Raw genomic sequence first — 14564 nt, 5'->3', positions numbered from 1 at the left:
GGCCGGCGAGGATAGCAGACCCCCGCGCTATACTTCCGCCCCCTGTGAGCGAACGTCGCGCCAAGATCGTCGCCACCGTCGGCCCGGCCAGTGCCGAGCCGCGGATCCTCCGGGCGCTGCTGCGCGCCGGCGTCGACGTGGTGCGGCTCAACCTCTCCCACGGGGCGCCGGAGATCCACCGCCGGACGATCGCCGCCGTCCGGGAGGCCGCCGGGGCGATCGGCAAGGAGGTGCCGATCCTCCTCGACCTGATGGGACCGCGCTTCCGCCTCGCCGAGCTCGCCGGCGGGCCGCGGATGCTGCGGCGCGGCGAGCGCGTCGCCCTCGGTCCGGCGAGCGCCGGGGTCGAGCTGCCGATCGACGATCCGGAGTTCCTCCGCCACCTGCGCCGCGGCGAGCGGGTGCTGATCGACAACGGGCTCGTCGAGCTCGAGGTCGAATCCAAGCGCGGGCGCATGGTCCACGCGCGCGTGCTCTTCGGCGGGGCCGTCTCGACGCGCAAGGGGATCAACCTGCCGGACACCTCGATCCCCTTCTCGATCTCCCCCAAGGACCGCGCCGACCTGGCGATGGCGGTCGAAGAGCGCGCCGACTTCATCGCGGCGAGCTACGTCGCCGCGGCGAGCGATCTGCATGCCCTGCGGCAGGCGCTGCGCGAGCTCGGCGACGAGATCCCGCTGATCGCCAAGCTCGAGCGCGCCGCCGCGGTCTCCCGCTCCGACCGGCACGACCGCATCGCCGAGCTCGTCGAGGCCGCCGACGCGGTGATGGTCGCCCGCGGCGATCTCGGGGTCGAGGTGGAGCTCGCTCGCGTGCCGGTGCTGCAGAAGGAGATCGTCGCCGCCGGACGCCGCGCCGGCAAGCCGGTGATCGTCGCCACGCAGATGCTCGAGTCGATGATGGAACGACCCCGTCCGACCCGCGCCGAGGCCTCGGACGTGGCTAACGCCGTCTTTGACGGCGCCGACGCCCTGATGCTCTCGGGGGAGACCGCCGCCGGGCGCTTTCCGGTCGAGGCGGTCCGCACGATGGCGCGGATCATCGGGCGCGCCGAGGCCTATCGCCAGGCGGCCGCCGCAGAGGACTCCGCCGCCTCCGGCGAGAGGCACCTCGACGTGCCGACCTCCGGACCGGAGCGCGGCGCCCAGGCAAGCGCCCTCGCGGTGGCCGACGTCGTCGCCGCCGCGGCGGTGCATGCGGCACGCCGCCTGCCGGGCAGCCGGATCGTCGCCTTCAGCCAGGGCGGTTTCACCGCGCGGCGAGTGGCGCGCTATCGCCCGACCAGCCCGGCGATCGTCTACTCCACCGACTCCCGCGTGGCGCGGCGCATGCAGTTGCTTTGGGGGGTCCGGCCGCTCCAGGTCGAGCCGCCTTCGGCGGGGCTCGCGGCGCGCACCGAAGAGCTGATCGCCCAGATCGAGAGTGACCTGCTGCGCCGCCGCCTGGTGGCGCCGGGCGAGGCGTTGGTGCTCCTCATGGGAGCCCCGATGCGCGACCGCCCGCTGACCAACATGGTGCGCATCCACGTCGTTCGCCCCCGGCCCGTTCGCCGCCCGACCCGGCGCGACGCCGGCCGCACCGGCTGAACGACGAGCCGTCCCGAGCGACGATGCTGCCGCTGCGCAGCGAGGCGCGGACGCGCCGCTTCCCCGCCGCCACGGCGGCCCTCGTCCTGCTCTGCCTCGCCGCCTTCGCCGTCGAGCTCCGCCTCGGCGCCCGCCTGCCCGCGCTGCTCGCCGAGCACGCCCTCGTCCCCGCGCGTGTCCTCGGCCCCGATCCGCTCGGCGTCGGACCGTTCCGGCTGCTCGCCGCGACGGCGGTCTCGATGTTCCTTCACGCCGGCTGGCTGCACCTCGGCGGCAACCTGCTCTTTCTCTGGGTGTTCGGCGGCCCGGTCGAGGGCGCGCTCGGGGCGCGTCGCCATCTCGCGCTCTACTTTCTCTCCGGTCTCGCCGCAGCGGCCGCGCACCTGGCGATGAGCCCGCGGTCGGGGCTGCCGATGGTCGGCGCGAGCGGAGCGATCGCCGGGCTGCTCGCGGCCTACCTGGTGCTCTACCCGCGGGCCCGCATCTCGGGCGTCAGCATGCTCGGCTTCTTCGCCTGGTGGTCGCGCACGCCGGCCTGGCTCTACCTGCCGTTCTGGGCGCTGCTGCAGCTCGTCTCGGCGCTGCTTGCCCGGCCGGATGCCGGAGGCATCGCCTGGTGGGCCCACCTCGGGGGCTTCCTCGCCGGCGCACCGCTGCTCCTGCTGCTGCGCCCTCGCCGGGCGCGGCGCTGAGGGCCAGCCCACCGCGACCGCACCAGCGGAGAGACTCAGCCGGCGAGCAGCTCTTCCCAGCGCTCGATGCCCGGCGCGGCGATTCGCACCCCGCCCTGGGATCGCTCGATCAACCCCTGCGCGGCGAGGTAGGAGATCTCGGCGGCGATCCGTCGCTCGGGAAAGGCCGCGAGCGAGGCGACGAACGCGTCGACCGCCATGCTCTCCTCGCCGCCGCTCTGCCAGCGCGCGTAGAGCTGGCCGAGCACCGCGCGACGCGGCGCGAGGTCGAGCAGCGGCACCGCCCGGCTGGCGAAGAGCGGCCCGCCCATGGCGAAGACGCGGCGGCCGGTGACCGGGTTGAGCAGCAGCGCGAAGGCGATCCACAGCGAGATCGCCACCAGCCCGACCGTCAGCAGGGCGATCGGCAAGGCGAAGGCTTGCGTCTCGAGCAGGTGTCCCGCCACCTTGAACAGGTAGAGCAGGTCGATGTCGAGCAGGAACAGGAAGAGCAGCGAGCTGAAGTGACCGAACCCCCAGGTGATCAGGACGAAGATCACCAGGAACGTCACCTCGGTGGCGAAGACGATCGTCCCGTCGGCGACCTTCCCCTGGGCGAGCGAGTGCAAGCCCCACCAGTTGTAGATCCAGTTGAAGGCGAAGGTCAGGAAGAGCGTGCCGCCGTAGAGGTTGCGGTTCACCAGGTTGAGCAGCCCGGCGAAGAACTGGCAGCCGGCGCCGAAGAGCAGGCAGAACATCGCCGCGGTCTCGAGCCCCGCCGGGGTGAGGCCGCGGCCGAAGGCGATCGGCACCAGGGCCGCGCAACCGATCGCCAGGCCGAGCAGGCCCATCGGCGTCGGGTCGGCAACGACCTCGCGGCCGTGCGGGGACGGGGGTGCAAGCTGGATCATCGTCTCTCCCTGTCGCGTCCGGTCCGCCTCCGGCCGTGCCGGGGCGTCCACGACGCCGTTGGTCTTCGTGCGAGCGACCCGGCGCCGGGCGACGGCGCCACGGTGCGGTCGCGGATTCTCAGTCGCCGGCGCCGCGCCGCTTCTGCCGCTCGGCGCGCAACTGGAGGTAGGCCGGCAACACGCCGATCGAGGCCAGCGCAGTCGCCAGGGTGCCGAGCGTCGCCACGACACCCATCGACACCAGCCCCGGGTAGTGCGAGGTGGCGATCGAGCCGAAGCCCACCACCGTGGTGAGCGCCGCGAGCAGCACGGCGCGCGCCGTCTCCTCGAGCCCGGCGCCACCGTCGTGCCCAGCCTCGACGTCCTCGCGATAGCGGTGGACGACGTGGATGCCGTAGTCGACCCCGACACCGATGATCATCGTCACCACGAAGACGTTCATCAGGTTGAGCGAGAAGCCGAGCGTCACCATCGCGCCGACCATCCACACCAAACCGAGACCCAAGGGGAGCAGCGCGAGAAGCGCATCGCTCAAGCGGCGGAAGTCGGCGGCGAGCAGGCCGAGCACCAGGAGCATGCCGATCGCCGCCGAGATCGAGGCGTCGCGCCAGACCTCGCCGCGCAGCGAGCGGCTGACGACGTTGATCCCGGTGAGCGTCGCCCCGGGGCCGAGCGAGGTGGCGAGATCGACCGCCGCCTGCGGCACTTCGCGCTTCGGCCGCCCCGGCACCGGATAGAGCTTGACGACGCTTCGCCAGCCGCCGTCGAACCGCTTGAGGTAGCGGTCGAGCAGCGTCCGCCCCTGCGGAATCGCGAGCACGGTGTCGCGGGTGATCGGTCCCGGCGGGGCGACGGCCCGCTCGAAGAGATCGAGCCCTTCGGCGAACGGTTCGGCCCGCAACCCTTCGGCGGCGAGGGCCGTGGCGAAGGTGTGCCGCACCCGCTGCGGGTCGAGCTCGGAGCTCCGCGCCTCGGCGAGCCAGGCGAGAGCCTGCGCCTGGGCCGTCGGCGGCGGCAGCACCGAGGTGACGGCGTCGAGCCCGCCGAGCTCGCCGCGCTGCACCGCGAGGCGCGCTCCGGCCGCGGCGCGCTCGGCGAGCGTCAGCGTCTCGTCGAGCGTCGGCGCCGAGACCACCAGCGACATGTGGTCGAAGCCCGAGCCGAAGTGGGTGTTGATCTCCTGCTGGGCGACCACCCCGCGATTGCCGGGCGGCCGCAGCTTCTCGACGTTGTCCTCGAACTGCAGCCGTGGCGCCATGGCGGCCGCGGCGAGCGTCAGCACCGCGGTCGCCGCGAGGACCCACACCGGCCGCCGCCGCGCCGCGCGGACGAGGTACTCGGCACCGAAGCCGAAGACCTGCAAGCGCGGCTCGCGATCGCGCTTGCGATGGTGCGCTTCGGTCCAGGCGAGCATCGCCGGCACCAGGAAGAGCACCGCCGCCAGGCAGAAGAGGATGCCGGCGCCGATCATCAGCCCCATCTGCCAGAGCCCGGTGAAGTCGGTGATGAGGAAGGCGAAGAAGCAGGCGGCCGTCGTCGCCGCGCCGAGGATGACACCGCGCGCGGTGGCGCCGCCGAGGTCGCGCATCGACGCGTCGAAGTCGAGGCCGGCGCGGCGCGTCTGGACGTAGCGGCCGTAGAGCACGATGACGAAGTCGTCCCCCAGACCGAAGAGCAGTGCCGCGACGCCCGCGGTGGTCGCCGAGAGCGTGCCGACGGCGACCGATGCGAAGCCGAAGGTGAAGACCACGCCGCAGACGAGCGGGAGCGTGGCGAGCACCAGCAGCGAGCGGCGCCGGTAGGCGAGGTAGAAGAGCAGCAGCAGGCCGCCGAGCGAGCTCGTGAGGTTGAGCACCACGTCGTCGCGGATCGCCCGTTCGTCGTCGAGACCGATCAGGTAGCGCCCGCCGAAGAACGCCTCGGGGCGCGGCAGCTCGACGCCGGCCGCGAGCTCGTTCCACGACTCGGCGGCCGCGGCGCTCTCGCGTTCCATCTCGGCCACCAGCTTGGCGTCGAACGCCAGGTCCTGCGGCGGCCGGGCGGGCTTGGCGAGGATCAGCAGCAGCCGGTGATCGCGCGACAGGTAGCGCCCGCTCGTCCAGTCGAGCGCCAGCGGCCCGCGCATCCCGCCGACGCGCTCGAGGAAGACCGGCGAGAGGCCGAGCGGGTCGAGCCGCAGCAGCTCGCGCATCGCGATCGCCTGCGGCGTCTGCAGCAACCGCTTGATCTCGCTCACCCGCTCGACGATCGCCTCGTCGGTGAGCCGGGAGGCGACCGCCGCGCGCCCTTCCGGCGGCAGGAAGAGGAGCGCATTGGGAAAGACCTGGCGCAGCAGGTCCTCCGGTTCGCCGAGCCGGTGCTCGATGGTGACGAAGAGGCCGCTCTGCTCCATCCGCGCCACCAGCTCGTCGGAGTAGGCCGCGTAGGGGTCGAATGGCGCGCCTTCGGGGATGCGGATGCCGACGACGAAGTAGTCGATGCTGCCGAACTGCTCGAGCGTGTCGCGGTAGGCCTGGACCTGCGGATTGTGCTTGGGCAGCAGGTTGAGCACGTCGGCGTCGAGCCGCAGGCGCGCGGTGAGCAGCAGGGCGACGACGACCAGCGCGAAGACCACCACGCCGACGGCGACGTGCCGTCGGCCGGCGAAGAGGAGCAAGCGCTCGAGCAGCCCGCGCGGGATCACGGAGCGGGCTTCGCGCCCGGGCCGGCCGTGCTCTCTTCGAGCAGCACCGCCCGGCCGTGACGGACGAAGTAGTCGATGCCCGAGAGCACCGTCGCGATCACGGCCACCCAGAGCGAGATCGGCGCCAGGTGGGAGAACTCACCGAGCTGGTTGTAGATGATGAGCAGCGAGATGGCGACGATCTGCGTCCCCGTCTTCACCTTCCCCGACCAGCCCGCCGAGATCACCCGCGAGCCCGCCGCGGCGACGCTGCGCAGCGCCGACACCGCGAACTCGCGCGACAGGATGACCACGACCATCCAGGCGGGCGTGACCCGGGCGTCGAGCTCGACGAGGGAGATGAACGCCGCCGCCACCAGGATCTTGTCGGCCGCCGGGTCGAGCAACTGGCCGAGCCGGGTCACTTGCCGGTTGCGGCGGGCGAGAAAGCCGTCGAGAAAGTCGGTCAGCGCGGCGAAGAGGAAAAGACCCAGGCCGACGAACTCGCGCCCGTCGAACTTGGTGAGCAGGACGACGACGAGCAGCGGAACGAGGAGGATGCGGAAGATCGTCAGCAGGTTCGGGACGTTGAGCGAGCGGATCAGGCTCACCGGTCTGCCCGCGGGGAGAGAAGGGGACGTCATGCGCTCAACGGGAGCCGTTGCCGATCGTCACGATCCGGATGCGGTTGTTGGCATCCCGGGTCAGCCGGACTGGCCGGCCCACCCGCTCGGAGGTCGTCGGGTTGATCATCCCCTCGCCGCGATAGAGCGCCAGGACGCGGTCGACGTAGACCTGCGTCTCCGGGTAGGGCGGGACGCCCGCATGGCGACCGACCGCTTCGGGGCCGGCGTTGTAGGCGGCGAGCGCCAGGTCGAGCTGGCCGTCGAACCGGTCGAGCATGCGCCGGAGGTACTCGGTGCCGCCGCGCACGTTCTCCGACGGGTCGTAAGGGTCCGCGACCGCAAGCTCGCTCGCCGTGCCGGGCATGAGCTGCATGAGCCCCATGGCGCCCTTGTTCGACAGGGCGCGGACGTTGTACCCCGACTCGGCCTGGATGACCGCCTGGACCAGCCGCGGATCGAGGTCGCGGTCGAAGGCGTGCGCTTCGATGATGCCGAGCAGCTCCGAGTCGATCGAGCGCACGAGCGGGCCGGTCAGCCGGCGCGAGCGCTGTTCGGACGATTCGTTGACGATCACCTTCCGCCCGTCTTCGCGCACCTCGATCTTCACCTCTGCCCGAGCCGGGAGGGCCAGGCAGACGGCAAGGGCGGCGGGTACGGCGAGGGTGGCCTTCATCGGGCGCCGTTTCGGCTCACACGCGGTCCGAATCAGTCTAGCAGGCGGAGGGCCGGGCCGGCAGCGTCTCAACCCGCCGCCAGCTGGTCGCGCACCGCGCCGGCCGCCGCGGCGAGCGCCTGCGGCAGGGCGTCGACCGCCTTGCCACCGGCCTGGGCGAAGTCTGGCCGTCCGCCACCGCTCCCGCCGACCAGCGGGGCCAGCACCTGGACCAGGCGTCCGGCGTGGAGCCGGCCGGCGAGGTCGGCGGTCACCGCGGCGAGCAGCGTCACCTTCCCCTCGCCCCGGGCACCGAGCACGACGACGCCCGAGCCGAGCTTGCCGCGGAGCGCGTCGGCCATCGTCCGCAGCTCGCCGGCCGAGGCCGGCGGCACCTCCCGGGCGAGGACCTTGATCCCGTCCACTTCGACCTCGTCGGCCGCACCCGCGGCACCACCCGAGACCATCTGGACCCGCAAGCGGCCGACCTCGCGCTCCAGGTCGCGGAGCTTCTGGCGGAGCGTCGCGAGCTCCTCCTCGGCCCGTGCCGCCGGCACGCCGAGGGCGCTCTCGATCCGTCCGAGCACCTCGGCCTGCCGCCGGGCGTGAGCGAGCGCCCCTTCGCCGGTGCGGGCCTCGATGCGCCGGACCCCCGAGGCGACCGCCTTCTCCGAAAGCAGGACGAACGGCCCGATCTCGCCGGTGTTGCCGACGTGGCAGCCACCGCAGAGCTCGAGGCTCACCCCGGGCACTTCGACCGTGCGCACTTTCTCGCCGTACTTCTCGCCGAAGAGCGCCATCGCTCCCGCCTCGATCGCCTCGGCGATCGGCCGGTCGTAGGTGATCCGCACCGGCAGCGCCTCGAGGATCCAGGCGTTGACCTGATCTTCGATCGCACGCCGCTCGTCGTCCGTCAGCGCCTGCGAATGCGTGAAGTCGAAGCGCAGATGCTCCGGGTGTACCAGCGATCCGGCCTGCCGCACGCCCGGCCCGAGGATCTTCCGCATCGCCGCCTGCAAGAGGTGGGTCGCGGTGTGATTGCGCTGCGTCGGCAGCCGATGCGCCGGGTCGACGACGAGGTCGACGACCTGGTTGTTGCCGAGCGTGCCTTCTTCGACAACCAGGAAGTGGTAGTAGTCGTAGGACGAGAGCTTCTGGACGTCGGTCACCCGCGCCGAGCCTCCCGGCCAGACGAGGCGACCGCGGTCGCCGACCTGTCCGCCCGACTCGGCGTAGAACGGAGTCCGAGCGAAGACCGCGACGCCGGTCTCACCGGCAACCAGCGGCTCGCTCACCGCCCGCGGCTTGTCGCCGGACAAGGAAAGCAGCGCCTTCGCTTCCTCACCCAGACGTCTTTGGCCTTCGTCTCTTCCACGAAGGTCCAGATAGCCAGTGAACTCCACGGCTTCCCAGTTCTGCCCTCGTTCCTTGATCTTCTCCCGGATCTCTCCGAGCCGCTTCTGCGTCTCGGAGAGGTGCTGGCGCGAGCGCTCGCGCTGACGCTCGAGCGCCTGCTCGAAGCCCGGCTCGTCGAGGCGGAAGCGCTCCTCCTCGGCGATCTCGCGGATCAGCTCGAGCGGCAGGCCGAAGGTGTCGTAGAGACGGAAGACCTCCTCGCCGCCGAGCACCTGGACCCCCGCCGCCTTTGCGCCTTCGATCGCCTCCTGCACCTGCCGGGCACCGGAGGCGACGGTGGCGAGGAACTTCTCCTCCTCGGCTCGGATGGTCTCGGCCGAGCCGCCGCGCGTCGCCACGAGCTCCGGGTAGGCAGCGCCGAGCACCTCGCCGACGACCGGCAGGACGCGATGCAGGAACGGCTCCTCGAAGCCGAGGCGCATCCCGTGCCGCACCGCCCGGCGCAGCAGGCGCCGCAGCACGTAGCCCCGCCCCTCGTTGCCCGGGATCACGCCGTCGGCGAGCAGGAAGGCGAGTGCCCGCAGGTGGTCGGCGATGACGCGCAGCGAGACGTCGGCCTCGGCCTTCTCGCCGTAGCGCCGCCCGCAGAGCGTCGCCGCGGCACCGAGGATCGGCTGGAAGAGGTCGGTGTCGTAGTTCGACGGGACGCGGTTGAGCACCGCCGCGACGCGCTCGAGCCCGGCGCCGGTGTCGATCGACGGCTTGGGCAGCGGCGTCATGACGCCGGCGGCGTCGCGCTCGTACTGCATGAAGACGAGGTTCCAGATCTCGAGGTAGCGGCCCGACTCGGTGCCCTCTTCCCAGGAGACCTCGGGCCGCTCGGGGCTGCGGTCGACGTAGATCTCGCTGCACGGCCCGCACGGGCCGGTCTCGCCCATCGCCCAGAAGTTGTCGGCCTTGCCGCAGCGCACGATCCGCCCGGCAGGCAGCGACGAGAGCTTGCGCCAGAGCTCGCCGGCCTCGTCGTCTTCTTCGTAGATCGAGGCGAAGAGGTGCTCGGCGGGCAGCCCCCAGACCTTGGTCACCAGCTCCCAGCCGAACTCGATCGCCTCGGCCTTGAAGTAGTCGCCGAAGGAGAAGTTGCCGAGCATCTCGAAGAAGGTGTGGTGCCGCGGGCTGGGCCCGACGTTTTCGAGGTCGTTGTGCTTGCCCGAGACGCGCAGGCACTTCTGCGACGACACCGCCCGGCGCGCCGGCGGGGTCTCGCGCCCGAGGAAGAAGTCCTTGAACTGGACCATCCCGGCGTTGGTGAACAGCAGCGTGGCGTCCCCATGTGGCACCAAGGGCGCGCTCGGATACAGCCGATGCCCGCGCGTGGCGAAGTAGTCGAGGAAGCTCTGGCGAATGTCGTGGCTCTTCATGACGATCTCACTGGAGAGAAACCTGGATGTCGGCCCGCCCCGCCGCCTGCCTGCGAGCGACCCGCGTTCGATGCCGCCGAACGATAGCAGGCTGGCCGGAGGGCTGGCCAGAAGGGAGGTTCGCTAGTACGCCGCCGCCAATCCGTCCCGGCGCGAATCGGAACCTGCCACCCAGCCTCGGGGTCGCTTCAGGATCGCCTGGCCGCCGCCGAAAACGAGACCCCCGTTCGAGCCGAGGAGGACGGTCTGTGCCGTTTCCAGAAGCGGATTCTGCGGGGCATGCCCCATGGCGCGAAGCTCCTCGATCACCGCCGGCGAGATCGCCCCTTCGAAGCTCACGCGGTTGCCACTCCAATGACGGAAACGCGGAGCATCGAGAGCCTGCTGGACGTCCATGTCGAAGAGCAACAGATTGAGGAGGACCTGGACGTGCGCCTGCGGCTGCTGCGGCCCACCGACGATGCCGAAGCTCAGGAAGGGCTCCTGTCTTCCGTCCGGGGTCGTTCGGGTCACGAAGCCGGGAATGATGGTGTGAAACGGTCGCTTCCCGGGACCCACGCTGTTCACGCGGCCCGCCTCGTACGAGAACCCGACGCCTCGGTTCTGGAGCGCGAAGCCCGTGCCGGGCACGACGACTCCCGAGCCGAAGCCCCCGCCGAGACTGTTGATGAGCGAGACCATGTTGCCCTCGTCGTCGGCCACGGCGAGGTAGGTCGTCTCGCTCGTCGTCAAGGAGGGCTCCGGATCGGCCCGCACCAGCGCACGGCGAGGATCGATGCGAGATCGGCGGCGGGAGACCAGGTCGTCGGCGAGCAGCTGGTCGGGCTGGACCGTCATGAAGCCCGGGTCGCCGACGAAGCGCTCCAGGTCGGCGTAGGCCAGCTTCTTGGCCTCGATGAGGTGGTGAAGGTAGGCGGCCGAGTTGTGTCCCATCGTCGCGAGAGCGAACGGCTCGAGGATGCGGAGCATCTCCAGCGCCGCGATCCCCTGGCCATTGGGTGGGAGCTCCCACAGTCGATAGCCGTGGAAGGGCACGGACAGCGGTTCCATCCACTCCGCCCGATGGCTTTCGAGGTCCTCCGGCGTCAGAAATCCACCGAGCCGCTGGACCTGCGTCGCGATCCGCCGGCCGAGATCGCCGCCGTACAGCACGCCCGCCCCGGACCGCGCGATCGCTCGCAACGTGGCGGCATAGTCCCGGTTGGAGAACCACTCCCCCACCCCGGGCGCGCGCTTGCCCTCCACGAGGAACGCAGCGCTCGCCCCCACGTCCTCCTTCAGCAAGCTCGCGTAGATCGACCATTCCGCCGCCGTGACGTCGGACACCGGGAAGCCCTCTTCGGCGAGCGCGATCGCCGGCGCGAGAGCTTCGGCAAGAGAGATCGTCCCGTAGCGCTCCAGCAGCGCCGCCCAACCCGACAGCGCTCCGGGGACGGTGATCGTCTTCGGCCCGTCCCCCGGGATCCGGCCGACGCTCGCGAGCGCCTCTCGGGTCATCGATGACCCGGAACGCCCGCTCCCGTTGATGCCGACGAGGCGTTCCTCCCGAGCCGACCAGACGATCGCGAACATGTCGCCGCCGATGCCGGTCATGTACGGCTCGACGACGCTCAGCACCGCGGCAGCGGTGACCGCCGCGTCGACCGCATTCCCGCCCCGCTGGAGCACCGCCAGCCCCGCCTGGCTCGCCAGCGGCTGACTCGTCGCGACCGCGCCGTGCGGAGCGTAGACCGCGTGGGGTACCGACCGTTCGGCGGCTGGCCCCAGTGCGGCCCGAAAGCTGAGGCCGCCGACGACGGCGGCCACCACGACGACGAACAGAACGAGCGAGATCCAGCCGAGTCGCCGCTTCATGCTCGATGCCTGCTCAACCTCTTTCCCGTCGTGGGCCGAGGATCTCGACTTCGCCCGATGGGGGTCGGTTGGTTTCATGGTCTCGAGGCGCGCGACAGCGCAGGAGGCATTCTGTTCCATTCTTCGGAACCCGGTCCCGTGGTGGCGTGGACATCCCGTCACCGCGGCCAACCCCATCCGCTGGCCTCTTGGCTATTCCGGGTCCCGCTCTCGGCCTGTCAGCGCGGGGGCACATCCTCGCCAGCCGCCCGGTTCGGCGTCCCTCGTGTCGCGACGAAGCCCGGGACGACGATGGGCGAGGGGCCGATCGGTCACTCTCGAGGCTCGGGCGCGAGCGGATCCTCTCGAGAAGCCTGCTGCCCGAGTTGCTGGGCGAGCCCGAGGAGGATGCCTTCGGGGCCCCGGATGTAGCAGAGCCGATACGAGCTCTCGTACTGAACCAGCTCGCCGACGAGCGTCGCGCCGCGGCGGGAGAGTCGGGCGAGCGTGTCGTCGATGTCGTCCACCGCGAACATGACGCGCAGGTAACCGAGCGAGTTCACCGGCGCCGTCCGGTGATCGGCGACCGCGGGCGGCGCGAGGAAGCGCGACAGCTCGAGGCGGCTGTGACCGTCTGGCGTCCGCATCATGGCGATCTCGACCCGCAGGTCGCGCAACCCGGTGACGCCATCGGCCCACGCTCCTTCGACCGGCGCGCGACCCTCGAGCTCGAGGCCGAGCTCGGCAAAGAACGCGATGGCGGCGTCGAGGTCTTCGACGACGATGCCGACGTTGTCCAGCCGCTTGACCGTCACGATCTCTCCTTGTCGTCTAGCGACATCCGCATCCCGCGCTGCCATGGCCGCGAAGCGGGCCTGGCTCCCGCCGCAAGGAAGCGCCTGCCTCCTCCGTCGATTCGCTCGGCACATCGAGTGACACGGTCGGGGGAGTCATGGCCGCATGCCCTCGGGAAAGTCGGGGTGCGCATGTCAGAGTACCGCGACCGCCGGACTTCTGGCAGAGCGGTTCTTCGTAGCGACGGACCCCATGCAGCCGACGCCACCAGTGAGCACGCCTCTCGCTGCTCCTTCTGGTGGTCGGGCTACATCGCCGCGAAATGCGTCGTGGCCGCGAACGCAGACTTCCGCTTCGCGCCGGGGCCGGAGGGCTCGCGGAAGTCCACTCGCGTGGGGCCAGCCAGGCAGACACCCTCGAGGCCTTCCGTGGCACGCCAGACTTCATGCTCCAGAGCCGCCTGGCATGCTCCCTGCCTTGGTGGTCCCTGGCGCCCACCCTGGTGGGGACGAAACCCGTTCGTCGCCGCCACCTCCAAGTCGCCAGCGGCTCCGCTGGACTTCGTATTGCCCATCGCAGCTTTCGTCCTCGGAGTTGTCCTCTAGCTCACCCACCGATCGCTGCAACGAGGCCTCCTTCCGTTGCGTGCATCGCTGGATCCCTCTCTCGCAGCGCTGGAAGAGCAGGGCAACGCCTGAGCGGAGAGATGCCCACGGGCCACCCACCACCAAGGTCGAAAAGGCCAGCGCCAAGACGAGGCCTCGGACGCCGAGCCGCGCGTGAACCCAGCGCCGGAGGAAGCGGTCGCGGTGGGTTCCGCCGCGCAGCGCGTCTTCCTTGGCGGTCGGCGGGCACACGATTTCCAGGACCGCCTTCGCCACGACGAGGGCGATCGCGGCGTGGCGAAGGCCGCGGACCCTGCGGTTTCGCGCGAAGCACCCGCCGGACACAGGACCAAGAAAGGTGGCGGCGAGGCTCCGTCCGCGAGGATCACGCATGCGGCGTGGAGCCCGGCGCGGCGCCGGCCCGCGCCCCGGCGATGGCGCTACATCTCGACGATCGTCTTGAACCCGCCGAAGGCCATGCGCTTGACGTCGAAGAGCATCGGCAGCTTCATCAGCTTCGCCATGCGCGGGTCCTTCATGACCTTCGCGTTCACGCTGTCGCGGTGCTTGCGCGACTTGTAGACGATGAAGGAGAAGATCACGGTCTCGCCGGTCTTCATCTTCGTCATCGGTGGAAAGCGCGCACCGTACTTCGGCTTCAGGTCGTCGCCGACGGCCTCGGTGTAGGAAAGCGCGCCGCACTCCATCCACACCTTGCCCGCCGCGCGCGCGACCTTGCGATACGCCGCGAGGTTCTTCTTCGGTACCGGGATCACGAATCCGTCGACGTAGGTCATCGGTCTCTCCTCGACTCTCGGGGTAGGAGCGGCCATCTTAGCCGCTCGCGCGCCTTGCGCGTGTGCACCGCGTGCGGTCGAGCTCGGCCCGAGCTGCCGCCGGGTGTTCGAGCTTCGCGAACAGCTCGCGATGGAACGTTGTTGTCTTGCTCGTTCGAGGATGGCGGCTCGCCGACGATCGCTCCTCGCCCCCCTCTAGGTCGTCCGCGCCTGCACGTGCCGCGCGAAGTTGTCCAGAATTGCCTGCCATCCGGCGCGCTGCTGCTCCTCCGAATGCGTGGGCTCGCCGTCGAAGGTGACGGTGACGGAAACGCCGGCCGGGCCTTCCGCGAGCTCCACGACCGCGCTCCGATCCCCGAACGAGTACTCGAGGAGGCGACCCGGAACGATCTTCGTGTACTCGCCGGCGAAGTCGAAGCCGAAGGAGCCGTCCTTCGCCTCCATTCGTGACGAGAACTTGCCGCCGACCCGAAGGTCCACCGTCGCGGCGGTCGTATGCCAATCGGGAGAGGCCGCGTTCCAGCTCTTGATGTCGTCAGGTGTCGTGTACGCGCGCCAGACTTCGGCAAGGGGAGCGGCGACAAGTGTCGAGACGGTGATCTTCATCGGACCTCCAGGGTGGGAAGAGGGGTGGCCTGTGAAGCCTGGC

General features: G+C 70.8%; 11 protein-coding genes. 2 read left to right on the top strand and 9 right to left on the bottom strand.

The annotated features are described in order from the left end of the window. Positions 1-44 precede the first annotated feature (44 nt). Both pyk and IPJ17_11245 read left to right on the top strand, forming a co-directional pair. On the top strand, positions 45-1586 hold the full coding sequence (gene pyk, locus IPJ17_11250; protein QQR72105.1) for a pyruvate kinase: 1542 nt from the start codon (positions 45-47) through the stop codon (positions 1584-1586). A gap of 23 nt (positions 1587-1609) precedes the next feature. Beyond that, the gene (locus tag IPJ17_11245) at positions 1610-2278 is read left to right on the top strand and encodes a rhomboid family intramembrane serine protease (protein ID QQR72104.1); all 669 of its coding nucleotides are present in this window, start codon (positions 1610-1612) and stop codon (positions 2276-2278) included. 35 nt (positions 2279-2313) lie between these two features. On the opposite strand, the gene IPJ17_11240 is transcribed toward IPJ17_11245, so the two are convergent. From IPJ17_11240 to IPJ17_11200, 9 genes are all read right to left on the bottom strand, one after another. After that, positions 2314-3168, bottom strand: a complete 855-nt coding sequence (locus IPJ17_11240; GenBank protein QQR72103.1) for a hypothetical protein — start codon at positions 3166-3168, stop codon at positions 2314-2316. Between the two features lie 118 nt (positions 3169-3286). After that, entirely contained in the window at positions 3287-5851 is a 2565-nt protein-coding gene (locus tag IPJ17_11235; GenBank protein ID QQR72102.1) for an MMPL family transporter, read from the bottom strand. Next, positions 5848-6474, bottom strand: coding sequence for a CDP-diacylglycerol--glycerol-3-phosphate 3-phosphatidyltransferase (gene pgsA / locus IPJ17_11230; GenBank protein QQR72101.1), 627 nt, complete (start codon positions 6472-6474; stop codon positions 5848-5850). Before pgsA ends, IPJ17_11235 begins: the two co-directional genes overlap by 4 nt. Before the next feature lie 4 nt (positions 6475-6478). Beyond that, the gene (locus tag IPJ17_11225; protein QQR72100.1) at positions 6479-7129 is read right to left on the bottom strand and encodes a lytic transglycosylase domain-containing protein; all 651 of its coding nucleotides are present in this window, start codon (positions 7127-7129) and stop codon (positions 6479-6481) included. 68 nt (positions 7130-7197) lie between these two features. Continuing rightward, positions 7198-9885, bottom strand: coding sequence for an alanine--tRNA ligase (gene alaS / locus IPJ17_11220; protein ID QQR72099.1), 2688 nt, complete (start codon positions 9883-9885; stop codon positions 7198-7200). Between the two features lie 123 nt (positions 9886-10008). Next, entirely contained in the window at positions 10009-11739 is a 1731-nt protein-coding gene (ggt, locus tag IPJ17_11215; GenBank protein ID QQR72098.1) for a gamma-glutamyltransferase, read from the bottom strand. A 311-nt stretch (positions 11740-12050) separates the two neighbouring features. Further along, a complete protein-coding gene (locus IPJ17_11210) occupies positions 12051-12533 on the bottom strand; it encodes a VOC family protein (GenBank protein QQR72097.1) in 483 nt (160 codons plus the stop codon). A 1025-nt stretch (positions 12534-13558) separates the two neighbouring features. After that, positions 13559-13915 (bottom strand): DUF1428 domain-containing protein, encoded by a 357-nt coding sequence (locus IPJ17_11205; protein ID QQR72096.1) that lies wholly within the window; start codon positions 13913-13915, stop codon positions 13559-13561. 195 nt (positions 13916-14110) lie between these two features. After that, a complete protein-coding gene (locus tag IPJ17_11200; protein QQR72095.1) occupies positions 14111-14521 on the bottom strand; it encodes an SRPBCC family protein in 411 nt (136 codons plus the stop codon). Between the last annotated feature and the right edge of the window lie 43 nt (positions 14522-14564).

The sequence above is a fragment of the Holophagales bacterium genome (assembly GCA_016699405.1).
Taxonomy (GTDB): domain Bacteria; phylum Acidobacteriota; class Thermoanaerobaculia; order Multivoradales; family JAGPDF01; genus JAAYLR01.
The sequence above is the reverse complement of the archived record's forward strand: the minus strand, read 5'-3'. Positions and strand labels throughout refer to the sequence as shown.